We start from the raw sequence: 23,030 nt of genomic DNA on the forward strand, positions 1-23,030 counted from the left end.
CCGTCAGCCGGTGGAGGCCGTACGGTGACCGATCCGGAACCTCCCCGGCGGCATGCCGCCGTGCCCAGTCCGACGCCGACAGACCACCCGCCAACGGCACCGTCACCAGCACTCGTGCATCCTCTCGAACCGGCCGTGATCGACCTCACGGCGCCCGTTAACGATGGTAACGGTCCGTCGAACGCGACACTTCGTGGTCGCGCATCGTCGGGTCGGATCGCTCGCGCGTTCGGGCTCCAGGTCGGCGCACGGATGGTGGGCCTGCTCGCGTCGATCGTCACGGTCGCGGTCACCACCCGCCATCTCGGCCCGGTGTCGTACGGCCATCTGACGACCGCGATCGTCTTCGTCGGGCTCTGGACCAGCCTCACCGAGCTGGGCATCGGTGCGGTGATCGTGCGGCGGGTGACCTCCGGCGTGGGGGACTTGACTCACCTCGTCCGGGTGAACGCGGGGCTCTCGCTCGTGTACTGCGTGCCGCTGACTCTTCTGACCTGCCTCACCGGCTGGGCCGTGTACGGCGACGACCCGCAGGTCGTGTGGATGATCGCCATCGTGGGTGGCACACTGCTGCTCACCACGCTGAGCTCGTGCTTCCAGCCGGTCTTCCTCACCGACGTGCGGTTCGGTGCGATCGCGGCCTCGGACGTGCTCGGGCGCGTGCTGTCGCTGGTGGGCACCGTCGTCCTGATCGCGATTCGTGCCGACCTCGTGTGGTTCGCCGCGGTGCAACTGATCCCGCCCGCGGTGGCGCTGCTGGTGCAGGGGATCGTCGCGCACCGGTTGGTCGGGGTGCGACCGATCTTCTCGGCGAAGGAGAGCTGGCACCTCGTTCGCGAGAGCCTGCCGCAGACCGGAGTCCTCATCGTGGCCGCGTTGTACTGGCGCGCGGACGGTTTCCTGCTCAGCCTGCTGAGCACGGCCGACCAGGTGGGTGCCTACGGCCTGGCGTACACGATCGCCTTCAACGCCACCGTGATCTCCGCGGTGTACCTCACGTCCGCCCTGTCGACCATGACGAACCTGTTCGCCACCGACAAGCAGGCTTTCGCGCGGTTCGCGGAGCGCAGCGTCGAGGCGCTGCTGTTCATCGGCGCACCCCTCGCGGTCGTGGGAATGATCCTCTCCCCCGGCCTCATCCGCCTACTCGGCTCGGCGGAGTTCGTGGCGGCCGGCGGGCTCACCCTCGGCCTGCTGTTCGTCGCGGTCGCCGTCACCTTCCTCACCGCGGCCCTCAGCCAGGCGCTGTTCGCCGCACACGATCAGGTGTTCCTGCTGCGCCTGAACGTCCTGAACCTTCTCGGCAACATCGTGCTCAACCTGGTGCTGATTCCGCACTACGGTGCCGCGGGCGCCGGGATCTCGCTCGCGGTGAGCGAGCTGATCGGCCTCGTCGTGGCCGGCTGGCGGCTGACCCGCCGCAGCCCGTACCGCACGCCGTGGCGGTTCGGCCTGCACCTCTGCGTCCCCCTCGCGGCGTCCTCGGCGACCTGCCTCGTGCTGTCCGACCTCCCCGTGCTCGTCACCGGAGCGGCCGCGGCCACCGTGTACCTCGCGGCCAACCTGATCGTCGGACCGGTCCACCTGAAGTCCGTGAAAGCCATGTTGACACAACGCGACCCCGCTCCCGCAGGCGAGCCGGGCACAGAAGGGAACGCATCGTGAGCGCAGAACTGGACCGCGCGTACCTACCGGGCGGGCCCGTCGCGTCCCCGCCGCCGGCGGTACCGACCGCCCGCGAGCTGGCGGTCCTCGTGGTGGCCTACCGGAATGCGGACGACCTGCGGTCCTGCCTGGACTCGGTGCGCCGCCACCTCCCCGACCATCCGGTGCTGGTGTGGGACAACTCCGGACCGGACTACCCCGGCATCGCCGACGTGGCGAGCGAGTTCGACGAGGTGCGCTGGCTGTCGAACGGCGCCAACCTGGGCTTCGCCGCCGGCGTGAACCGGCTGGCCACCGAAGTGCCGGAGCACGACATCCTGCTGCTCAACCCCGACGCCGTGCTGCTGGACGACCTGTCGCGCACCCGGGAGGCACTGCGTCGCCCGGGCATCGCCGCGGCCGCGCCCGGGGTCCACGATCCGCACGACGCCGGTGGGCGGCGCCGTCCGTGGGACGTTGCGCACCGTCGGCGCGGCGTCATCCGCGCGCTGGTCTCGCACGCGGGTTACGCGGAACGGCTCCGCGGCACCCCGTTCTCCGACCTGTACGGGTCCAGCCCGGATCACATCGACGGCTATCTGACGGGCGCCTGCCTCGCGGTCTCCCGCGACGCCTGGACCGCCGTCGGCCCCTTCGACGAGGAGTTCTTCCTGTACGGGGAGGAATCGGATTGGCAGGAGCGGGCCCGGGCAGCCGGCTGGTGCGTGGCGCTCACCGCCGACCGGGGCGTCGACCACTCGGGGCACGGCACCGTCCGGGGCGATTCCGTGGCGAGCCGGCGCTCCGCCGATCTGCTGCGGGCGAACGTAGCCCTGAACATCGAGCACGCGTCGGGGCCTCGCGCCGCCGGCGCGTTCCTCGCCGGGCTGGCCGCACTCGACCGCGTCCAGCGTTCCAAGCGGGCCGCCCGCACCGTCGCGGCCGGCACTCCCGGCCGTCCGGCCGTCGTGATCACCACCAACCGCCTGGTCTTCGGCGGAGCCGAGCGTCAGCACGTCTTGCTCGCCACCGAGCTGCAGCGCCGCGGCTACCCGGTCACCATCGTCTGCATGCAACGGTTCGGCCCGTTGATCGGCGAGATCCCGCACTCGATCCGCGTCGTGCGCCAGCCCTGGTGGGCGCCCGCCCCCGACCTCCCACCCGGGCCGGCCGTGCTGATCAGCGGCGACACCAACACCGAGACCGGCTACGCCTCATTGTGGCGGGCGGCGGGCAGGGACCGGCGCTGGCTGGTCGCCGCGCACATCCCGCCCGAGCCCGACGGGCCGACGTACTCCGCGGGCCTCGCCGCGGCGATCCGCCGCGCGGACGGATTCATCGCGCTGTCCCCGCGGCACTGGGCCGAGGCGACGGCGTTCCAGGATCTCGGCCGGCGGGTGTTCACCGCCCCGAACGGCGTCGCCGGTGCGGCCACGCTGGACGACGTCCCGGACCGCCCGGCGGTCGCGCCGCGACCCCGCCTCGTGATGCTGTCCCGCATCGTCGAACACAAGAACCCGCACCTGCTGGTCGAGGCACTCCACGGGCTCCGGCACCGGGATTGGGACCTGTCGATCTACGGCGACGGCCCCGACCGGGAGCGCCTGGAGGCACTCACCCCCGACGACCTCCGGGACCGCGTGCACTGGCGCGGCTGGTCGCCGGGACCGGATCACGCGCTCGCCGATTGCGACCTGTTGTGCGTGCCCAGCCGGTCCGAGGCGTTCCCCCTGGTGATCCTCGAGGCGATGGCCCGCAGGGTGCCCGTGGTGGCGTCGTCGGTGTGCGCGGTTCCCGACATGCTCGACGGTGGGCGGGCCGGCGCCCTGGTGGACGACATCTCCGTCGCGGGGTGGACGGCCGCGCTCGACGACCTCCTCCCCCGCCCGGAGACCTGGCGGGAGATGGGCGAACACGGCTTCGCGCGGATGCGGGAGCGGTACACGATCGAGGCGATGGCCGACGCGTACGAGCGCGCCTTCGACGGGATCGCCGAATGACCGGCCGGCTCCTGTGGTTGTCGCCGTGGATGCGGCCGTTGGCGCGGGTGTACTGCGAGGGCCTGCGGGAGCGGGGCTGGGAGGTCGTTCTGGTGACCTCCGATCAGCATCCCGAGTCGGACGGGGCCCGCCCCCGCCCGTACGAATGGGTGCTGGACCCGCGGCCGAAGACCCCGTCGACCTGGCCGCAGTACGCGACCGCCCTGCGCCGGGCCCGGGGGTTCGCGGCCGATGTCGTGGTCACCGAGCTCGTCCGCGATCCCCGCTGGATCGCCCTCGCCGGGCGCGCCCCGCGGGTGCGGCTCGTGCACGACGACCGCCCGCACGGCGCCGACGAGCACCTGCCCGGCTGGGAACGCGCACTGTTCGGCCGGTGGGGCCGATCGGCCGCGGCGACACTCGCGTTCAGCGAGTACGTCGCCGACGCGATCGGCGCGGACGCGCACGTACCGCTCACCAGCGACCTCGACCCGGCCCGCGTCCCCGCGCTCGTGCCCGCGGAGGACAGGCGGGACTTCGTGGCCGTCGGGCGGCTCAACACCTACAAGAACCTCGATGTGACGCTGGCGGCGTGGGACCGGCACGTCTCGGGGCCGGGCTGGCGCGGTGACGAGCTGGTCCTGATCGGCGACGGGGACGGGCCCGCGGACCTCGCGCCGCACGTGCGCTGGGAGCGGGGCCCGTACTCCTACGCCGACGTGCTCGGCCCGATGTCCGCCGCCAAGGGGTCGATCGCCCACTACCGGCGTGCCACGCAGAGCGGCGTCCAGGTGCTCGCGATGCAGCTGGGCGTCACGCCGATCGTCTCGCTCGAGGGTGCGCTACCCGAGTTCCAGCCGATGGGCGAGCCCGGCATCCCCGCCGACGACGTGGCCGGGCTCGCGCGGGCGCTCGACGACCTCGCCGACCCCGCGGCCGCGGCGCGGCGCGGCGCGGCCGCGCGCGAGCACTACCTCGCGAACTACGCCGTCGACGTGTCTGCGGGCCGGCTGGACGCGCTGCTGCGCGGCGTCATCGACGCGCGAGGCCGATCCACAGCTCGCTGAGCCGGTCGTACCAGCGGGAGACGGCGAAGTCCTCGGACCGGCGGCGCGCCGCCTCGGCCAGCTCCGCCGCGCGGGCCCGGTCGTGGACCAGCCCCGTGAGCGCGGCCGCGATGGCCGGCGCGTCCCCCGGCTCGACGAGCAGGCCGTCGACCCCGTCGGTGATCGCCTCCGGGATGCCGCCGATCGGCGTGCTGATCGGCACCAGCCCCGCCCCCATCGCCTCGAGCAGGGCCATCGGCAGCCCCTCGTCGTAGCTGGGCAGCGTGAAGACATCGGCACGGGCCAACAACCGATCGCGCTCGGCGGCGTCCACCCAGTCGCGCACCGTCACCGCACCGTCCAGCCCCGCGGTGCGCACCGCCGCCCGGACCTCGTCCACCTCGCCGTCGCCCGCCAGCGTCAGGTGCACCCGGCCGGCCACATCGGCCGGCAACCCGGCGACGGCCCGGACCAGGTCGTAACTCCCCTTGCGGTGTCCCAGGCGGCCCAGCGCCACCACCTCGACCACGTCCCCTGGGCGGTCGTCCGCGCCGGACACGGCGTCCGGGAGGACGACGGGGTTGTACAGCACCTCGACGACGCCCTCCGGCAACCCGAGCGCGGCGCGGTACTCGGCGGCGAGACCGGCACCGAGCACGAGCCAACGATCCGCGGGCAGCGCCACCCGGACCAGCCGGCGGACGGGCGCGGGCAGCCGCCCCATCCAGCCCCCGAAGTCGAAGCTGTGGCCGTGGATCACCGCCGGCACCCCGCGCAGTCGCGCGGCCCACAACGCGGGAGACTTCCGGATCACGCTGCCGCCGTGCGACAGATGCACGTGCAGCACGTCGACCCGACCCGCGAGCACCAGCCACACCGCGGTCGCCATGCCCGTCAAACCCACCCGAAGACGCTCAACGGTGCCGGCGTCGACGTACGTGGGCACGACCCGGATCCGCAGCCGCGTATCCGGGTGGTCACGCATGTGTCCGATCACGGTGGCCATGCCACCACGACTGCGGGAACCGGGGGGCGCGGGGCCGATCACGAGGACACGATGCGGTGCGGTCACCGGTACAGAGTAACCAATATCGATTACACTTCCGTCACATGATTGCGAACCGGCCCCGCGCCGACTGGGCCGTCCTCACCGGGGCCCGGGGGCGCATCGCGGTCCGGCGCGCACGGCGGACGGCGCGCGAACTCCGCGCGTTCCGCCGGTCCCCCACCGTGCCGTCCGTCGCGGGCGCCGTCGCGCTCCCCTCCGCCGAGGTGCGCACCGCGGCGCAAGCCGCCGGGTTCGGCCGGTTCACGACCCGGAGGTCGCTGCTCGACGGGACGCTCAGCGCCTACGCCCTTCCCGGGCCGGCGCACGCGCAGGACGTCCTGCTCTGCAGGATCGACACCGGCACGGCGACCGCGGAGCTGACGGTGACGGCCGCGCCGTCGGTCCGGAACGGTTCCGCCGTCACCGCGCTCGCGGCAGGTCTCCTGGCCGCGCACGAGGACCTGCGACGGGTGTCCCTGCCCCTTCACGCCTCCGCGCCCGCCTGCGCCGAGCTCCTGGCCGGGGGCTTCGTCGACGAGGGGTGGACGCCCCCTCCCGTCGGCGGGCCGCGGGCGCGCCCGCCGGTTCGGCGCGACGACGCTGCCGATCCCGGTTGGCACATGTTCACGCTGTTCGCCCCGGAGCCCGCCGACGTCCACCCGGATACGCCTCCGATTCGCTATCGTTGAGATCGTGCGAGTACTGGTCACCGGCGGCGCCGGCTTCATCGGCGCGAACTTCGTCCACCAGTCCCTGGCCGAGTGCCCCGGCGTCCGGATCACCGTGCTCGATGCGCTCACCTACGCGGGCAACCGGTCATCGCTCGCGAGCGTCGCGGACCGGATCGATTTCGTGCACGGCGACATCTGCGACGAGGAGCTGGTCGACCGCCTCGTCGCCGCGTGCGATCTGGTCGTGCACTTCGCCGCCGAATCGCACAACGACAACTCGCTGGAGCAGCCCCGGCCGTTCGTGCAGACCAACGTCGTGGGCACGTTCACCCTGCTGGAGGCCGTGCGCAAGCACGGCGTGCGGTACCACCACGTGTCCACCGACGAGGTCTACGGCGACCTCGAGCTCGACGATCCGGAACGGTTCACCGAGTCCACGCCGTACAACCCCTCGAGCCCCTACTCGTCCACCAAGGCGTCGAGCGACCTGCTGGTCCGGGCCTGGGTGCGGTCGTTCGGCGTCGCCGCCACGATCTCGAACTGCTCCAACAACTACGGTCCCTACCAGCACGTCGAGAAGTTCATCCCCCGGCAGATCACGAACCTCATCGACGGCGTGCGCCCGCGCCTCTACGGGGCCGGCCGCAACGTGCGGGACTGGATCCACGTCGACGACCACAACCGCGCCGTCTGGGCGGTCGTGGACCGGGGCACGATCGGCGAGACCTACCTGATCGGGGCCGACGGCGAGGTGGACAACCGCACCGTCGTCGAGACGATCCTGCGCGAGTTCGGGCGCACCCCCGACGATTTCGATTTCGTCACCGACCGCCCCGGCCACGACCTGCGGTACGCGATCGACTCCACGCGCCTCCGCGAGGAGCTGGGCTGGGAGCCGCGCTACCGCGACTTCGGCGAGGGGCTCGCCGAGACCGTCGCCTGGTACCGGGCCAACGAGGCGTGGTGGCGGCCGTTCAAGGGAGCGACCGAAACGGGCTACCGCGCGAGCGGCGAGGCCGTCCGGACGCCGCAGGGCTGACGCCGGAACCCGCTGCCGCTCCGGGCCGTCCGGGAACGGGAGGTCAGTGCGCCGGGGCCGGCCCGGTCCCGAACGCCGCCCGCAGCGTGGGCGCCGCGGCGTCCTTCCCGGAGCGCACGTACTCGAGCGGCGCACCGTCGCGCCCGGTGGATGGCCAGGCGATGCCGAGCTCCGGGTCGAGGGCGTCGAGGTCGTGATCGAGCTCCGGGCTGTACTCGAGCGAACACAGGTACATCACCGTCGACTGGTCCTCCAGCGACAGGATGGCGTGCCCCAGCCCCGCCGGCAGGTGCACGACGCGCCGGTCCACATCGTCGAGCAGGACGTGATCCCAATGCCCGAACGTGGGCGAGCCGGGCCGCAGGTCCACCACCACGTCGAGGAACGCGCCGCGCACGCACGTCACGTACTTCGCCTGGCCGGGCGGGTCATCGGTGTAGTGGATGCCGCGCAGCACCCCGGCGGCCGACACCGAGCAGTTCGCCTGCAGGAGCGTCAGCGGCGCGCCGACCACGGCCTCGAACTCCGACGCCTTGAACCACTCCAGGAAGCGCCCCCGGTCGTCGCCGAACTGCTGCGGCGTGAACTCCCACGCCCCCGGGACGGACAACTGCCGTGCCTTCATCGTCATCGGTTCCGCTCGCTCTCCAGAAGGCTCAACAGGTACGCACCGTATCCCGATTTCACGAGCGGCTCGGCGCGCGCACGCAATTCGTCGTCGGTGAGGAAACCGCGGCGCCACGCGACCTCCTCCGGGACGCCGATGCGCAGTCCCTGGCGTTGCTCGATCGTGCGGACGTAGGTCCCGGCGTCCAGCAGGGAGTCGACGGTGCCGGTGTCGAGCCACGCCGTTCCCCGCGGGAGCACGTGCACCTGCAGGCGCCCCTGTTCGAGGTAGGTGCGGTTGATGTCGGTGATCTCCAGTTCGCCGCGCGCCGACGGGCGCAGTCCGGCGGCGATGTCCAGCACGTCGTTGTCGTAGAAGTACAGGCCGGGGACCGCGTAGTTCGACCGCGGACGCTCGGGCTTCTCCACCAGGGACAGCGCCGTGCCGGCCTCGTCGAACTCGATGACGCCGTACCGCTCGGGGTCGCTGACCCGGTAGGCGAAGACGGCGCCGCCGTCGAGGTCGCCGAACCGCGCCAGCTGCGTCCCGAGACCGGGGCCGTAGAAGATGTTGTCGCCCAACACCAGTGCCGCCGAGTCGTCGCCCACGTGCTCGCGGCCGATGATGAAGGCGCTGGCCAGACCGTCGGGTTCGGGTTGCACCGCGTAGCTGATCGACACTCCGAACTGGGAGCCGTCGCCCAGCAGGCGGGTGAAGGCCTCGCTGTCGTGGGGTGTCGTGATCACCAGCACGTCCGAGATCCCCGCGAGGATCAGCGTCGAGAGCGGGTAGTAGATCATCGGCTTGTCGTAGACCGGGACCAGCTGCTTGCTCACGCCCAGGGTGATCGGATGCAGACGGGATCCGGTGCCGCCCGCCAGGATTATTCCGCGCACTCGCCTATCCTTCCTCGGTCCGCCCGCGACCGCCGCGCACGTCGTCCGCGACCAGGTCATCTATGCGGGCCAGGTACTCGTCCATCGTGCCGCCGCGCGCACGGGCCGCGGTCCGCAGCGCATCGCGCCGCGGCGGGTCCGCCAGGAGACGATCTATCGCAGCTCGCAGTGCCGCCGCATCGCCGGGCGGCACCAGTTCGGCGCACGAGGCATCGAGGTATCCGTGCAGCCCCGAGACATCGCTCGCCACGATCGGCACCCCCGCCTGGGTCGCGTTCATCACCCGGATCTGGCCGATGCTGGCGCCGGTCTCCGGCACGGGGATCACGTACACGGTCGCGGCGTCCACGATCGCCTGGTGTTCGTCGGCGGGAACGTCGTGCCGCACCACGACGCCCGCGGCGGCGAGCCGGCGGACCAGCGACAGGTCCTCGCCGGTGCACACCACCCGGACGTCCCAATCTGCACCGTCCGCCGCGGCGAAGAAGGTCTCCCAGTCCGTCCGCCGGCCCGTGGCGACCACGATCCGGCCGTCGTTCCGCGCGGCGAGCGGCGTGTCGTCGAAGCGACCGGGCCACTGCACCACGCGGAACCGGTCGGCCGGCACCCGCTGGACCGCGGCGAACCGCTCCACCTCGGCGGCGGTGAGTACCTGCGCGCGCAGCAGCGCGCGGCGGAGGAGTACCCGCCGCAACAGATGGAATCGCACGCGGGCGAGGCGGCCCGGCCCCTCCGGCGGGTGCACGATGTACTCGAGCAGCACGAGCCGGCGCCGGCCGATCAGTCCGTAGAGGATCAGGCAGACCGTCGCGCCGGGACTCGGGTTCGTGGTCACCACCGCGTCGGCGCGCAGCCCGACCGCCGCGAGCGCGAGCCCGCGAACGGTGCCGTTGCGCGCGGCCAGCCACCGGATCCGGGGCGGTAGCGCGCCGTCGAGCCGGGTGGCGCCGGAGATGGACGGCGCGTACCACGAGTCGGCGACGATCGTGCGGGGCCGGCTCACGCTCCGCCCCCGAGCCGCCGCGGTTCGGCCCGCCGCCGCAGGGCGGGCGCCACGGGGCGCCCGTGCAGCAGCCCGTCGACGGTACCCGCCGCGATCGCCCGTGCGTACACCTCGAGCGCCTCGGCCGTCGCGGCGACCGTCTCGGCCACGTCGGTGTCCGTGTGCGCCGCCGAGATCACGAACGACTGCCCGAGGACTCCCCGCTCGAGCAACTCCTGCAGCAGCAGGGTGCGGTAGGCCTGGGAGGGAGCACCGTCGGGTCCGCGCGTCACGAACACCTCGCACGAGGGCCTGCCGGCCACCAGCACGTGGTCGGCGACGCCCGCGGCCCGCGCGGCGGCGTTCACGCCGTCGGACAGGTCGCGCCCGGCGGCCTCCATCCGGCCGACGGGGTCGCCCTCGCGGTAGGCACGCACCACCGCCCGGAACGCGCTCAGGGACGCCGTCTCCGGACCGTGGGTCGTGGACAGCAGGAAGGCGCGGTCCCGGTCGGTGTTGAGGCCGCCGAGTTCCATGTACTCGCGCCGCCCCGCCAGCGCTGCCAGCGGGAAGCCGTTCGCCATCGCCTTTCCCCAGCACGACAGGTCCGGGGTCACGCCGTACACGGACTGCGCGCCACGCTCGGACCACCGGAATCCCGTGATCATCTCGTCGAAGACGAGGAGCGCGCCGTGCTCGTCGCACAGTGCGCGCACGGACTGCAGGAATCCCGGCTCCGGTTCGGCCATCGCGGTGGCGGCCTCGAGGAAGACGGCGGCGATGCGGCCCGGATGGGCGGCGAACACCTCGGCCAACGACTCCGGGTCGTTGTAGCGGAAACGCACAGTCGCCGCACGGATCCCGTCCGGGATGCCCGCGGACATCTCGGTGGTGCCGATGAACCAGTCGTCCACGGAGAAGAACGGCTGGTCGCAGACCGCGACCAGGTCGCGCCCGGTCGCGGCGCGGGCCAGGCGCACGGCCGCCGTGGTCGCGTCGGAGCCGTTCTTGGCGAACTTGACCATGTCCGCCGTCGGGACGAGCTCCAGGAAGTCCTCGACGGCCGCGAGCTCCAGCTCGGTGGGCCGGGTGAAGTTGACCCCGTCCCGGATGGCCTCCGCGACCGCGTCGACCACGGGGCGGTAGCCGTGGCCGAGGGTCACGGACCGCAGGCCCATGCCGTACTCGATGTACTCGTTCCCGTCGACGTCCCACACCCTGGCGCCCGCACCGCGCGCCAGGACGGGTGTCAGATGCTCCGGGTACTGGTCGGATCCCCGGGCGTAGGTGTGTGCCCCGCCGGGCACCGTCTCGTGCAGCCGCGCCTGCAGGCGCGCCGAGCGGCTCAGGTCGCGACGATCGCTCACGCGGACGTCCTCTCGGGTCGCGGGTCACAGGTCAGCCGGTGCGCCAGTTCGGGATACCGCCCCGCGACCTCGGCCCGCAGGTCCGGCACCGTGAGGAAGACGGTATCCGGCCGGGCGGCGATCAGCTCGTCGGGCGAGATGATCGGGATGTCGGTCCCGGGCATGCGCCGGCCCTGTTTGGCGGGTGAGGCGTCCGCGACGCCGGCCACCGTCGAGCGGTCCACGCCGGCGAGGGCGAACAGCGCGACCGCGCGGGAGGCGGCGCCGTAGGCGTACGCCCGGCGTCCGGCCGCGGCGTGCTCGCGCGCCCACGCGCGCAGGTCGCGCACCTGTTCGGCGCACGCGCGGCCGAGCCCGGACACCGCGTCCGGCGTGGTGATCCCCGAGGCCGCCTCGGCGGCCAGGATGAGCCGCAGCGCGGGGTCCGTGACCGGCTGCGTCCCGTCCCCGTGCTCGGCCGCCACCAGCACCGTGCCGCCGTACAGATCGAACTCCCACGCGGTGCGCAGGCGCATACCCGTGCCGGCCAGCAGCCGCCGGACCGATGTCAACGAGTAGTACGCGAAGTGGCCGTGCCGCAGCGCGTTCCATTGCCGTCCGGCCACGATCGCGGTCAAGGAGTGGAACTGCAGGAGGAGCACTCCGTCGGGCGCGGTGGCGGCGGCCCGCCGGGCGAACGCCGCCCGCTGATCGGGCTCGTGCATGATGCCGAAGCAGTCCAGGACCACATCGGCCGGAAGGGTGGACTCGGCGAAGCCGCGCTCGCCGAGCAGCGGCAGCCACGTGCCGCCGTGGGGACTGCCGAACTCCCGCACCGTCGTCCCCGAGAGGTAGCCCGCGGCCGCGACCCGGGCGACGGCGTCCGCGGCCTGCTCGCGCAATGCCGCCGGCTCCACGCCGCGCGGCTCCTCGGTGACCGTGTCGTCGTCGGCGAGCTGCGCGAGCCCGCACGACGGACACAGGTCCATCGCCAGGGGGTGCGCCGACTCCGCCGCCGAGATCGGCTCGTCCACCGGCGGGAAGTGATCCGCGGCCGGCACCGCACCGACGTCGAGGACGCGGTGGCCGCCGTGTTCGCCGCAACCCCGGCACCCGCTCATGGCACGATCACCCCGTGCGCATCGAGTACACAGACCTGGACGACGTCGTCCTGTTCGTCCCGCAGCCGCACCACGACGACCGCGGGCTCTTCACCCGGACCTTCGACGCCGACGTCTTCGACCGGCACCTCGGCCGGCCCGCGGCCGCGGCGTTCGTGCAGGACTCGCAGTCCCGCTCGCGCCGCGGCGTGGTCCGCGGGATGCACGGCCGGGCCGGGCGCGGCGAGGCGAAGCTCGTGCGCTGCGCGCAGGGCGCGATCCACGACGTGCTGGTGGACATCCGCCCGGAGTCCGCGACGTTCGGGCGCCGGCAGGCCTTCCTGCTCGACGGTGCGGACTTCCACCATCTCTACGTGCCCCCGGGGTTCCTGCACGGCTTCTAGGCGCTGACGGAGACCGCCGACGTCTGCTACCGGATCGACCGGCCGCACGATCCGTCGGAGGACCTGGCGGTGGCCTACGACGACCCCGAGCTCGGCATCGCCTGGCCGGAGCCGGTGACCGCGGTCTCGGCGCGGGACGCCGCCGCACCCGGCTGGGCGGACCTGCTGGCCCGCCTGACCTGAGCGGCGGGCGGATCGGGGAGCGGACATCGTCAGGTCCAGCGCATCGACGGGTCGAGCGCGCCGTCGGCGCGCAGGTGCTCGAGGTGCGCGAGGCGGGTGAACCGCTCGAAGAAGGCCTCCGACGTGAGGCCGCGCGCGGTGTACTCGCGGTACAGCTCGGCGGCACCGTCGGGGATCGACCATTCCGCCTCGAACCCGAGCCCCTCACGCGCGCGGCTGAAGTCGACCCGGTAGGAGCGCGGGTCCGCCCCCGCCTCGCCGGTGATGTTGAGCGTCGAGCCGGGGACGGCCGCCACGACCGACTCGGCGATCTCCGCGACGGTGAGGTTGTTGCGCTCGGTGCCGATGTTGTAGGCCCGGCAGGAGATGTTCTCGACGGGCGCGGTCAGGCACACCGCGAACGCGCGCGCGATGTCCTGGGCGTGCACCAGGGGCCGCCATGGCGTCCCGTCCGAGAGCACCTTGACCTCCCCGGTCAGCACCGCGTAGCCCACCAGGTTGTTCAGCACGATGTCGGCGCGCAACCGCGGGGAGAAGCCGAAGGCGGTGGCGTTGCGCAGGAAGACCGGCGCGAAGCCGGAATCGGCGAGCGCCGCGGCGTCGTCCTCGACCCGGACCTTGCTCTCCGCGTAGGGCGTCAGGGGGCGCAGCGGGGCGTCCTCGTCGACGAGTCCGTCGCCGGCGGCGCCGTACACCGAGCACGTGGAGGCGTACAGGAACCGGGACACGCCCGCCTCCTTGGCCAGGCGCGCCAGCCGGGTGGAGGCGTGGTGGTTGATGTCGTAGGTGATCTCCGGCGCGAGGGCGCCCAGCGGGTCGTTCGACAGCGCGGCCAGGTGGATCACCGCGTCGAAGCCCGCCAACTGCGCCACGGTCAGGTCGCGCAGGTCGACGGCGATCGTGGGGGTGTCGTCGGCGAGTCCGCCGAGAACGCAGTCCGCGAAGTAGCCGGTGTCGAGGCCGACCACGTCGTGCCCCTCCGCCCGCAGGATCGGGACCAAGACGGTGCCCAGGTACCCCTGGTGGCCGGTGACGAGAACTCTCATGACGGGGAACCTCCGAAGTCGATCGCCGCCTTCTCGATGAGGAAGGCCTCGGCGTGGGTGGAGCGGCACTGGACGCCGCGCAGGCGCGAGAGTCCCGCGAAGGACTGCTCGTCGAACCAGTCGTGTTCGACCTGGGACGGGTAGTGCCGGTGCAGCAGGCGGACCTTCTCCGCAGCGACCTCGTCCGTGATCGGGTGGAACAGCGTGGGCCGGGGGGTGTCGGTCTCCCACTTGAGGATCTCGTACCCCAGGATCAGGTGGTCCCGGAACTCGGTGGGCGCCAACTCGGCGAGCAGCCGGTGGTCCTGGTGCGCGTCGGCCCGGTGCGGTGCGAAGACCAAGTCGGGTGCGCTGTCGCGACGGAAGGCCGCGAGCGCGTCCTTGAGCCGGTCCCAGTGGGCGGGAGCGCGGCCGTCGGGCAGGTCGAGCACCGTCACGGCGACGTCCGCGCCGGGCGCGAAGGCCGCGAGGGCGGCGCGCTCCTCGGCCTCGCGTGCGGTGCCCGCGCCGCTGCCGACGAAGGCACGGACCCGCAGGCCCGGCCGGGACCGCGCCAGCGTGAGCAGCGTGCCGCCCATACCGATGGCGATGTCGTCGCAGTGCGCGCCGAGTACCGCGATCACCCGGATCGGTTGCGCGGCGAGTGCGATCACCGCGCGTGATCCCAGAGCATCCAGGGACGGTCGCCGCGCCCGTAGCCGGCGTCCAACTCGGCGCGCTCCTTGAAGGTGTCGGCGGGCTTCCAGAAGCCGTTGTGCTTGTAGCCGATCAGGCGGCGCTCCCGGGCGAGGGCGCCGCACGCGTCCTCCACCAGGTCGCCCCCTTCGGGCAGCACGTCGAAGACCTCCTGGGTCAACACGAAGTAGCCGCCGTTCTCCCAGATCGGGAACTTGGAGACGGGCGTGATCCCGGTGACGAGCGCGGACTCGTCCACGTCCACGCAATGGAATGACGACTGCGGCGGGACCAGCAGCATCGACGCCGCGGCGCCGCTCTCGCGCACGCGCTCGACGATGCGGTCCATCGGCGCGTCGCTCAGCACGTCGGCGTAGTTGGCGAGGAAGTACTCGTCGCCGCCCAGGTGCGCACGCACGCGCCGCAGCCGCTCACCGATGGCCGATTCGAGGCCGGTGTCGACGAAGGTGATCGTCCAGTCGCTCATGTCGGACTGGAGCAGCTCCACGTCGCCACCGCGGATCACGAAGTCGTTCGACGCGGTCTCGCGGTAGTTGAGGAAGTAGTCCTTGATGTGGCTCGCCCCGTAGCCCAGGCACAGGATGAAGTCCTTGTGCCCGAAGTGGGCGTAGTACCGCATCACGTGCCAGATCAGCGGACGCGGACCCACCATCTGCATCGGCTTCGGCACCATGTCGTCCGGGCTGTTGCGCATCCGCATCCCGTAGCCGCCGCAGAAGAGAACGACCTTCATGATTGACTCGCTTTCGTCGGTACGGCATCGGAGACGTGCAGTTCCGGCAGCGGGATCACCAGCTCCGCGCCCCAGTCCGCGATGTGCGCCAGCTGCGCGGAGATCTCGTCCGCCAGGTTCCACGGCAGTACGACGACCACGTCCGGACGGTCCTCGTCGATCCGCTCCGGAGCGTGGATCGGGATCCGCGTCCCCGGGGTGAACCTGCCGTGCTTGTACGGGTTGCGGTCCACGGTGTACTCGAGCAGGTCGGCCCGGATCCCGCAGAAGGTCAGCAGGGTGTTGCCCTTGCCCGGCGCGCCGTAGCCGACGATGCGCTTCCCCTCGGACTTGCGGTCCAAGAGGTACCGCAGCAGGTCGTGCTTGACCCGTTCGGTCCGCGGGCGCAGCGCGAGGTAGCCGTCGAGTGCGTGCAGCCCGGCCCGCTCCTCGAGGTCGAGCACGTCGGCGACCCGAGGATCGGGCTCGCCCGCGGCGGCCTCTGGCCGGGCCCAGAGCCGGATAGAGCCGCCGTGGGTGGGGATCAGCTCGACGTCCACGACCGCGAGCCCGGCCGTGGCCAGCGCGCGCTGCGCCGAGAGCACGGTGTAGTACTGGAAGTGCTCGTGGTAGATGGTGTCGAACTGCCCCAGCTCGACCAGGTTCAGCGCGTGGTGCACCTCGATGCTCAGCCAGCCGTCGTCCGCGAGGAGGGCACGCAGCGACCGGGTGAACCCGAGCAGGTCGGGGATGTGGGCGTAGACGTTGTTGGCGACTACCAGGTCGGCTGGGCCGTGCTCGGCGCGAACGGCCTGCGCGGTCCCCTCGTCGAGGAAGGCGGTGTGGGTGGGCACACCGCGCTCGCGGGCCGCGGCGCCCACGTTCTGCGAGGGCTCGATCCCGACGCAGGGGATCCCGGCGGCCACGACGTGCTGAAGCAGGTATCCGTCGTTGCTGGCCACCTCGACGACGAGACTGTCGGATCCCAGGTCCAGCCCCAGCCGGTCGCGGGCGGCGTCGACGAACCGTTTCGCGTGCGCCACCCAGCTGTCCGAGTACGACGAGTAGTACGCGTACTCGGTGAACGTCTCCTCCGGCAGGATCAGCGCGGGTATCTGCAGGAGCAGACACTCCTCGCATACCCGCAGGTGGAGGGGGTACGTGGGCTCCGGCAAGTCCAGCTCGTCGGCGGTGAGGAACTTCTCGCACGGCGGGGTGGCGCCGAGGTCCAACACGCTGTGCAAGCGGTCCGCTCCGCACAAGCGGCAATTCATCGACACCTGAGACATTCCTCACTCACCGTGGATACACACTTTAACATGACCAATAATCGGCCCGTCATGGCTACTCCGGGCGAGAGCCGCTCGGCATCATGAGTAATATCACAACACGGAAGCCGATGTTCAAGACCCTTGACATCGTCCTCGATCACACCTGATTTCTTCGCGCTACTTCATGACAGTGGGAAGACCGCGACGGCAGGGACAGGCAGCGACGTCGAGAGGTACAGCGGTGACGGATCACCCAGCGGAGGGGGCCGCGTTCGGCTCGGAGCCGGCATCGCTGCGCCTCCACAGGTCCGCCCCGTCCACCGCGGCGTGGGGCGTCGTCGACGCGGTGATCGCGGTGATCGCCACAGCGGCCGGTGCGGTCTGGTCGACCGAACACGGCGGCGGCGTCCTGACCAGCGCGTTCACGGCGGCAACCGCAGCCTTCCTCTGGTTCGTCCTGTTGCAGTGGTCGAAGGCCCTCGCGGTTCCGCTCCTGCGTTCCGGGACGCCGGAACTGCGGCACGTGGTGGTGACGACCTTCGTCGTCTTCGGTGGAGCCGCCATCCTGAACGAATTCGTCCGAGCCCCGATCCTGGACGGCCTGGCCAAGGTCTCGCTGCCGATCGCCCTGATCGCGATCGTGGTCTGCCGACTCGTGCGCGGAAGCTGGCTGCGCGCCTCCGACGGGCGCGCGCGCAACGACACCCCGACCCTCGTCGTCGGCGGCTACTACTCGGTGCGCGCCACCTGCCTCGCGCTCGGGCGTGCGCGGGCGACCGGGGCGCGCATCGTGGGGGCCTGCGTGCCCGAAGAGGTCGGCCGAGCGCACCGGACGATCGACCTCGGCGAGCAGGTCGTGCCGATCGTGGGCACCGACCGGGAGGTCATCGCCGCGGTCACCACCACGGGCGCCACTGTGGTCGCGCTGACCGCGACGGATTCGCTCGGCCCCGGCGATCTGCGGACCCTGATCTGGGAGCTGCAGGAGCTGTCGGTGGAGCTGATCGTCACCCCGGGCGTCGTCGACATCGCCGGGCACCGGATCGCGTACGCGAGCGTGGGCGACATGCCGATGCTGCACATCGCGATGCCCCAGCACGCGCGCGCGGATTCACTCGCGAAGCGGCTGTTCGACATCGTCTTCTCGGCCGCCGCGATCCTCGCGTCCGCCCCCGTCATGATCGCGGCCGCCGTCGCGATCAAGGTCGACAGCAGCGGGCCGGTCTTCTACCGGTCCACCAGGATCGGCGAAGACGACGCGCCCTTCGAGATGATCAAGTTTCGGAGCATGTTCGAGGACGCCGACCAACGCCTCGAGGACCTGCGCGCGGCGAACCAGGGCAGCGGCGCGCTGTTCAAGATGCACGACGATCCGCGCGTCACCCGGGTGGGACGGTTCCTCCGGCGCTACAGCATCGACGAACTCCCCCAGTTCTTCAACGTGCTCCGTGGCGAGATGTCCGTGGTGGGCCCCCGCCCGGCGCTGGGTCGCGAGGTCGACGAATACTCGCCCGTGATGCGCCGGCGGCTGCTGGTGAAACCCGGCATCACCGGGGCGTGGCAGGTGAGCGGCCGCTCCGACCTGAGCTGGAACGAGTCGATCCGGATGGACGTCGGCTACGTCGAGAACTGGTCGCTCGCCCGGGACCTCATGATCGTGGTCCGCACCGTCCGCGCGGTCCTGGCCAGCGACGGCGCGTATTGACACGGACCGGGACGCTACCGTGGTGGCCGTGACCGACGACCGGAGCCGCACCGCGCCGCCATCGCGACCCGAACCGCGCGCTGGGCACTCATCGGGACGGCCCCTGGGCGATGCGGGTTTCGCCGCGCGGGAGCTCGTCGTGACCGTCGTCGGCTGCGCCCTGCTCGGGGTGCTCTCCGGGGCCGTCGGCGGCCTGCCGGAGCGGATGGCCGGAGGACGATAGGTTCCGCGGCAATCGCGGTATGGAGCGGATCAGGCCCGGCAGTCGCCCCGGACGAAGGCTTTGAGCATGCCCACCGCCTGGTAGCTGTACGTCAGCGCCAGTCCGCGAGGTTGAACCGGTACTGCCGCGGCACCGCGCGCATCACGGTGCCGCCGTCGAAGCAGTGCCCGAAGACGTACCTCGCGCGGACCAGGTGGTACCCCCAGCTGACCACGATCACGGAGCACCATCCGTACCGCTCGGCAAGCCGCTGGGCGAAGATCGCCTCGCCGCGGGTCGTGTTGGCTCGAGCGTCTCGCACAGGACGCGGATGCCGCCGGCGTCCCCGGCGCACAGCCGGTCCATCAGCGGGGCGCCGCTGCCGTACGGATCGGACAGGACCACCGTTCCCGCGTAGCCCGCCCGCGCGAGGTCCAATCCGTACTCCTCGCGGCCGTCGTGCTCGGGGGCGAGCACGACGATCGCGTCGACCCGGGTCAGCGGATCTTCGGACGAGCGCCCGTACACCAGCCACCCCGCCGAGAGCACCGTCGCGACCACGACCGTCATCACGGCGGCGAGCCCCCAGACCGACCGCCGGAGCCTCGCTCCCCGCCTCACGCCCACCGGATCGAGAGTACCGCCGGCCCCGACGACCGGCCCCTCCCTGTTCGGGCGTGACGACGCGGCGGCCCAATGATCCGCGTAGGGTGCTCATCACCACGAGCCGCGCACCGCTTTCAGGAGTGACATCCATGGAGATCCTCGTTCCGGGTCCGGAGGCCGACGCCCGCGTGACCGAGCTGCGCGCCGCAGGGTTCGACCTCGTGGACGGCTGGTCCGCCGGAGGCCCGGAACTCACCGCGCTCGCCGCCCTGCCGCAGCCGCCGGCCGGATGCCCCGAAGCCTGGGACCCGGGCGACGAAGAGCGCGTGGAGGAACTGAGCCGCTACGTGGTGTGCAAGTGGCGGCGGACGATCGCCCGCCTGCCCCGGTCCGACGTCTACCACCTGCTCCGGACCGCCCGAAATCGCCACCTCATCTCCGACGCCGACCAGGCCTCGTGGTCGGCGTCGCTGGTCGGGGTCGTGGGGCTCAGTGTCGGCTCGTCGGCCGCGACCGCGTGCCAGCTCACGGGGGTCCGTCGCTTCCGCATCGGCGACGGCGACGAACTCGGGATCACCAATCTCAATCGCATCGTCGACTCCGCTTTCAACGTGGGCACGGCCAAGACCGAGTCACTGCGTCGCCGGCTACTCGAATGCGATCCGTACGCGTCGGTCGACACTTTTCCGCAAGGAATATCCGAATCCGACATCGATTCTTTTCTCTGTGGGGATTCGGGGGACGAACAGCTTTCGGTGCTGATCGAGGAGATCGACGGCATCCACATGAAGGTGGCCCTCCGCCGGCGCGCACGCGAGCTCCGCATTCCGGTGGTGATGGCGACGGATCTCGGTGACGACGTGGTACTCGACGTCGAACGGTTCGACATCGACGAGCACACCCCGATCCTGGGCGACCGTCTGGCGTCGTTCAGTGACGATCAACTGCGCGACCGGGAGCCGAGTACGGCGGTCGCGCTCGCCGGCGCCCTCCTCGCCGACGTCGTCACCCCCCGGATGCTGGAGGTCGCCGGCGAGGTCGGGCGGAGCCTGAGCTCGTGGCCGCAGCTCGGCAGCACCGCCATGCACTCCGGTGCTGTGGCCGCCCACGCCGCCAGGCTGATCTGCACGGGCCACGAGCTCGCCACGGGGCGCTATCTGCTGCGTTCCGAATTCACTACTACACACAACTGACGTGCGAATCGGGTAATCGCCCGAGCGCTTGCACCCCAGCTGAACGCAGTACGTCTTGTCGGTCTGCGATCGCACAGTTCACGACACCACCGCGTGATGCGGTTTTCGTCATTGGAAAGTTCGCGACAGAACTTCTCATCCAATCCTGCGCGTTTACCCTTTGAGCATTCGATCCGATATCGAATACCGCTCTCGGTCAAGAATACGACATGGCGTCGTCACAATTGAAAGGAACACACATGACCATCGATTCTGCCCTCGTCCGCGCGGTCACCGGTCCACCCGCCGCAACGCCTCTTCCCGAGCACGGCGTGGAGTTCGTCGATCGCCGCACCGGCGTGACCTGCATCTTGGACACCCCCGCGCGCCGCCCGGACCTCTGGCGCCAGTACCTCGACGGCGTCGAGCGCGCGTACCGGTCCTGGGGCGTCGAAGAAGCCTTCGATCGGCACGAGGTCGAGACCGGTTCGTCGACGACGCTGTTCTGCGCGATCGTGGACGACCAGACCGGCCGGGTCGTCGCGGGGCACCGGATGCAGGGGACGTACTCGAGCGCGGCCGAATCGCACGCACTCATCGAGTGGGCGGGACAGCCGAGCCTGCACCTCCTCGTCGACGCCATCGACTCGCGGCTCGACGGAGGGCTCATCGAGGTGAAGTCCGCCTACGTCGGGCTCACCGACGAGCGCGCGGGTGGCGTTGCCAACCTCCTGTCCCGCGTGGGCCTGATCGTCATGGCGCTCACCGACGCGCGGTACATGATGGCGACGGCGGCGGAGCACGTGCTCAAGCGGTGGTCCCAGGGCGGCGGCCGGATCGACCGGTCGATCCCCGCTACGCCGTACCCGGGCCCGCAGTACCGCACCCAGGTGATGTTCTGGGATCGGGACCGGTTGCGCGCCGACGCCGAGCCCGGCCTGTGGCCGCTGATGCTGACCGAGTTCCACGAGGCATTTGGATCTAACCTGCAGTCTGCAGGCTAAACAGCACATGCACCCGCGGCCACGTCGACAACCGGCGTTTCAATGACTGCCTAATCGCACCCATTGAACCGGCTGCATGAGGGATGCAATACAGTGTGTGCTTTGGTACGGAGGACTCCAGTGCGAGGCTGTGTATGAGGCCGCGCTGCGCACGGCAGAAGGTGGACCGAAGATGAAGCAGTCACCTGATGTATCCGGTAGACTACCGATGTCCGATTTCACGGGCGGAATCTACTTCGGCTTCGATCTCCGCTCGCTCGGCCTCCTCTTCAGTGTTGGCGGCGCGGTTCCCCTGCCGCTACTGGCACTAGTCGATCCTGGCCTGGTGGTCCCGGGCGCTCTACCTTGGTTGTCCGGGATCTGGTTCTATAGCGTGTTGTCGTTCATCGTCGTGGTCCGGGCGCGACCGGCGGTCAGCGATTGCACGTTCATCGCGCTCAGTTCGGGCGGAATGTTCGGCATCGGGCTGGCCTCATTCCTGGTGGCAGACGCCCCTGCGGCGAGCGTGATACTCTGCCTGAACGCAGCTATACCCGCACTCGCGGCAATGCAGTCACGGGCGGTAGTGGTAGTGGCGTTCCAGGTCGGCGCGCTGTTCTTCATCGTCGCGCACGCTGCTTCGGAGCGGGATGAGCCCGCAGTCGCCCTCGTCCGGTTCGGTGTCGCTACTCTGGCCACCTTATTCCCGACGCTTATCGTTCTCGGATTCCGCCGATCGCTGGAGCACCTCCTCCGGGTTCAGATAGAGCTCGCTCGGATCGATCCCCTCACTGGTGTGTTCAATCGCCGCGGGCTAAGCGATCACGCAGCTCGATTGCTCGCTTCCAACCAGAAAGTTGGTCTCCTGGCGATCGATATCGACAACTTCAAATCCATCAACGACGTCAACGGTCACGCACACGGCGACGAGGTTCTAGTCCGGACCGCCAGCCGCCTCGTAAGCCTCGCCGGGCCGGATGCGGTAACGGCTCGACTCGGTGGCGAAGAGTTCTTGATCGTGACGCCGGTCGATCAGCTCGAGTCGATCGAGCAATTAGCCGAGCAGATCCGTATCGCGATAGCTTGCGACGGCGAGGTCACTGTCAGCATCGGTGCTGTCATGCACCCAACACCGGTTCTTGGCCCGGAGACCCTTACCTGTAGTGCTGACGTTGGCGCAAACAAACCAGTGGCACTCTTTGACGACCTCATCAAATCAGCGGACCGACAGATGTACGCAGCCAAACAAGCAGGCCGCAACCGTGTCGTCGTGGAATATGCGATCGATCAGGCGTGAAAGGATTCTAATAATTCTCACTGGCGCCCACGTTGCATACCTATTGGCGGGTGGTTGGATTCCCAGACCGGATAATCGGTTCGATTAGGTCGTTAGATCATCCCCCATACTACTAATCCAAGTTGGACGCGCATTAGTGAGGTGCCTGGGGTATTCTTGACGTATGGCGAATACAGATCTCGCCCTGACCACCGCCCCTGCTACCGGTGACCTCCTTTACGGGCTCTTCCCATTCAGAGTGCGTTGACCCGGTCGGCGAGCTGACCGGAGGGACTGGTGCACGGTTAGGTGACATCTGATCTGGCTTGCCCCGGGAGGGCGGCCTGGAAGGATGACTACTGTGCCTAAGCCTTATCCGAAAGAGTTCCGTGATGATGTGGTCCGGGTTGCCCGGG

Annotated in this window: 22 protein-coding genes and 1 pseudogene; 11 read left to right on the forward strand and 12 right to left on the reverse strand. The window is 70.7% G+C overall.

Annotation, left to right across the window (positions count from 1 at the left end):
* Positions 1-252 precede the first annotated feature (252 nt).
* The 3 genes from FK530_RS22630 to FK530_RS22640 are packed head-to-tail and all read left to right on the forward strand — an operon-like array spanning position 253 to position 4,690.
* Complete coding sequence (locus tag FK530_RS22630; protein ID WP_114515417.1) at positions 253-1,665, forward strand: flippase; 1,413 nt, start codon at positions 253-255, stop codon at positions 1,663-1,665.
* Entirely contained in the window at positions 1,662-3,644 is a 1,983-nt protein-coding gene (locus FK530_RS22635) for a glycosyltransferase (RefSeq protein WP_114515418.1), read from the forward strand. The genes FK530_RS22630 and FK530_RS22635 overlap by 4 nt, the downstream gene beginning before the upstream one ends.
* Entirely contained in the window at positions 3,641-4,690 is a 1,050-nt protein-coding gene (locus tag FK530_RS22640; protein WP_193560357.1) for a glycosyltransferase, read from the forward strand. Before FK530_RS22635 ends, FK530_RS22640 begins: the two co-directional genes overlap by 4 nt.
* Here FK530_RS22640 and FK530_RS22645 read toward each other — a convergent pair.
* A complete protein-coding gene (locus FK530_RS22645) occupies positions 4,656-5,741 on the reverse strand; it encodes a glycosyltransferase family 4 protein (protein WP_231706761.1) in 1,086 nt (361 codons plus the stop codon). The genes FK530_RS22640 and FK530_RS22645 overlap by 35 nt on opposite strands.
* Before the next feature lie 38 nt (positions 5,742-5,779).
* Between FK530_RS22645 and FK530_RS22650 the strand changes: the two genes are divergently transcribed.
* Both FK530_RS22650 and rfbB read left to right on the forward strand, forming a co-directional pair.
* Positions 5,780-6,406, forward strand: a complete 627-nt coding sequence (locus FK530_RS22650) for a hypothetical protein (RefSeq protein ID WP_146489214.1) — start codon at positions 5,780-5,782, stop codon at positions 6,404-6,406.
* A gap of 4 nt (positions 6,407-6,410) precedes the next feature.
* Positions 6,411-7,427, forward strand: coding sequence for a dTDP-glucose 4,6-dehydratase (gene rfbB / locus FK530_RS22655; RefSeq protein ID WP_114515088.1), 1,017 nt, complete (start codon positions 6,411-6,413; stop codon positions 7,425-7,427).
* Positions 7,428-7,470: 43 nt separating this feature from the next.
* On the opposite strand, the gene FK530_RS22660 is transcribed toward rfbB, so the two are convergent.
* From FK530_RS22660 to FK530_RS22680, 5 genes are read right to left on the reverse strand one after another with little or no spacing between them, the layout of a single operon-like run.
* Positions 7,471-8,052: a dTDP-4-dehydrorhamnose 3,5-epimerase family protein gene (locus FK530_RS22660; RefSeq protein WP_114515089.1), complete on the reverse strand. Its 582-nt coding sequence runs from the start codon at positions 8,050-8,052 to the stop codon at positions 7,471-7,473.
* A gap of 2 nt (positions 8,053-8,054) precedes the next feature.
* Entirely contained in the window at positions 8,055-8,930 is an 876-nt protein-coding gene (gene rfbA, locus FK530_RS22665; RefSeq protein WP_114515090.1) for a glucose-1-phosphate thymidylyltransferase RfbA, read from the reverse strand.
* Positions 8,931-8,934: 4 nt separating this feature from the next.
* Positions 8,935-9,933 carry a glycosyltransferase gene (locus FK530_RS22670; protein WP_114515091.1) on the reverse strand — a complete coding sequence of 333 codons (999 nt, stop codon included), beginning with the start codon at positions 9,931-9,933 and terminating at the stop codon, positions 8,935-8,937.
* On the reverse strand, positions 9,930-11,279 hold the full coding sequence (locus FK530_RS22675) for a glutamate-1-semialdehyde 2,1-aminomutase (RefSeq protein ID WP_114515092.1): 1,350 nt from the start codon (positions 11,277-11,279) through the stop codon (positions 9,930-9,932). The genes FK530_RS22670 and FK530_RS22675 overlap by 4 nt, the downstream gene beginning before the upstream one ends.
* Positions 11,276-12,379, reverse strand: a complete 1,104-nt coding sequence (locus tag FK530_RS22680) for a transferase (RefSeq protein ID WP_114515093.1) — start codon at positions 12,377-12,379, stop codon at positions 11,276-11,278. Before FK530_RS22680 ends, FK530_RS22675 begins: the two co-directional genes overlap by 4 nt.
* Before the next feature lie 14 nt (positions 12,380-12,393).
* Here FK530_RS22680 and FK530_RS22685 point away from each other — a divergent pair.
* Positions 12,394-12,945: pseudogene (locus FK530_RS22685) on the forward strand (dTDP-4-dehydrorhamnose 3,5-epimerase family protein).
* A gap of 29 nt (positions 12,946-12,974) precedes the next feature.
* On the opposite strand, the gene FK530_RS22690 reads toward FK530_RS22685, so the two are convergent.
* From FK530_RS22690 to FK530_RS22705, 4 genes are read right to left on the reverse strand one after another with little or no spacing between them, the layout of a single operon-like run.
* Positions 12,975-13,991 carry an NAD-dependent epimerase/dehydratase family protein gene (locus tag FK530_RS22690; RefSeq protein WP_114515094.1) on the reverse strand — a complete coding sequence of 339 codons (1,017 nt, stop codon included), beginning with the start codon at positions 13,989-13,991 and terminating at the stop codon, positions 12,975-12,977.
* Positions 13,988-14,644 (reverse strand): PIG-L deacetylase family protein, encoded by a 657-nt coding sequence (locus FK530_RS22695; protein WP_114515095.1) that lies wholly within the window; start codon positions 14,642-14,644, stop codon positions 13,988-13,990. Before FK530_RS22695 ends, FK530_RS22690 begins: the two co-directional genes overlap by 4 nt.
* A complete protein-coding gene (locus tag FK530_RS22700) occupies positions 14,641-15,420 on the reverse strand; it encodes a glycosyltransferase family protein (RefSeq protein WP_114515096.1) in 780 nt (259 codons plus the stop codon). Before FK530_RS22700 ends, FK530_RS22695 begins: the two co-directional genes overlap by 4 nt.
* Complete coding sequence (locus tag FK530_RS22705; RefSeq protein WP_114515097.1) at positions 15,417-16,673, reverse strand: class I SAM-dependent methyltransferase; 1,257 nt, start codon at positions 16,671-16,673, stop codon at positions 15,417-15,419. The genes FK530_RS22700 and FK530_RS22705 overlap by 4 nt, the downstream gene beginning before the upstream one ends.
* A 238-nt stretch (positions 16,674-16,911) precedes the next feature.
* Here FK530_RS22705 and FK530_RS22710 point away from each other — a divergent pair, with 238 nt between their 5' ends.
* Together FK530_RS22710 and FK530_RS22715 are read left to right on the forward strand one after the other, a co-directional pair.
* On the forward strand, positions 16,912-18,375 hold the full coding sequence (locus tag FK530_RS22710) for a sugar transferase (RefSeq protein ID WP_158645179.1): 1,464 nt from the start codon (positions 16,912-16,914) through the stop codon (positions 18,373-18,375).
* 28 nt (positions 18,376-18,403) lie between these two features.
* Positions 18,404-18,598 carry a hypothetical protein gene (locus FK530_RS22715; protein ID WP_146489215.1) on the forward strand — a complete coding sequence of 65 codons (195 nt, stop codon included), beginning with the start codon at positions 18,404-18,406 and terminating at the stop codon, positions 18,596-18,598.
* A gap of 91 nt (positions 18,599-18,689) precedes the next feature.
* Here the strand turns inward: FK530_RS22715 and FK530_RS26975 are convergent, their stop codons facing one another.
* Both FK530_RS26975 and FK530_RS26980 read right to left on the reverse strand, forming a co-directional pair.
* Positions 18,690-18,818: a hypothetical protein gene (locus FK530_RS26975; RefSeq protein ID WP_331456365.1), complete on the reverse strand. Its 129-nt coding sequence runs from the start codon at positions 18,816-18,818 to the stop codon at positions 18,690-18,692.
* On the reverse strand, positions 18,815-19,204 hold the full coding sequence (locus tag FK530_RS26980) for a hypothetical protein (protein ID WP_331456366.1): 390 nt from the start codon (positions 19,202-19,204) through the stop codon (positions 18,815-18,817). Before FK530_RS26980 ends, FK530_RS26975 begins: the two co-directional genes overlap by 4 nt.
* Before the next feature lie 128 nt (positions 19,205-19,332).
* On the opposite strand from FK530_RS26980, the gene FK530_RS22725 reads away from it, so the two are divergent.
* From FK530_RS22725 to FK530_RS22735, 3 genes are all read left to right on the forward strand, one after another.
* Positions 19,333-20,376 carry a ThiF family adenylyltransferase gene (locus tag FK530_RS22725; RefSeq protein WP_146489216.1) on the forward strand — a complete coding sequence of 348 codons (1,044 nt, stop codon included), beginning with the start codon at positions 19,333-19,335 and terminating at the stop codon, positions 20,374-20,376.
* Between the two features lie 239 nt (positions 20,377-20,615).
* A complete protein-coding gene (locus FK530_RS22730; RefSeq protein ID WP_114515100.1) occupies positions 20,616-21,359 on the forward strand; it encodes a hypothetical protein in 744 nt (247 codons plus the stop codon).
* A gap of 208 nt (positions 21,360-21,567) precedes the next feature.
* On the forward strand, positions 21,568-22,635 hold the full coding sequence (locus tag FK530_RS22735) for a GGDEF domain-containing protein (protein WP_158645180.1): 1,068 nt from the start codon (positions 21,568-21,570) through the stop codon (positions 22,633-22,635).
* The last annotated feature ends 395 nt before the right edge of the window (positions 22,636-23,030 follow it).

Origin of the sequence: Tsukamurella conjunctivitidis (assembly GCF_007858475.1) — a bacterium.
GTDB classification, from domain to species: Bacteria; Actinomycetota; Actinomycetes; order Mycobacteriales; family Mycobacteriaceae; genus Tsukamurella; species Tsukamurella conjunctivitidis.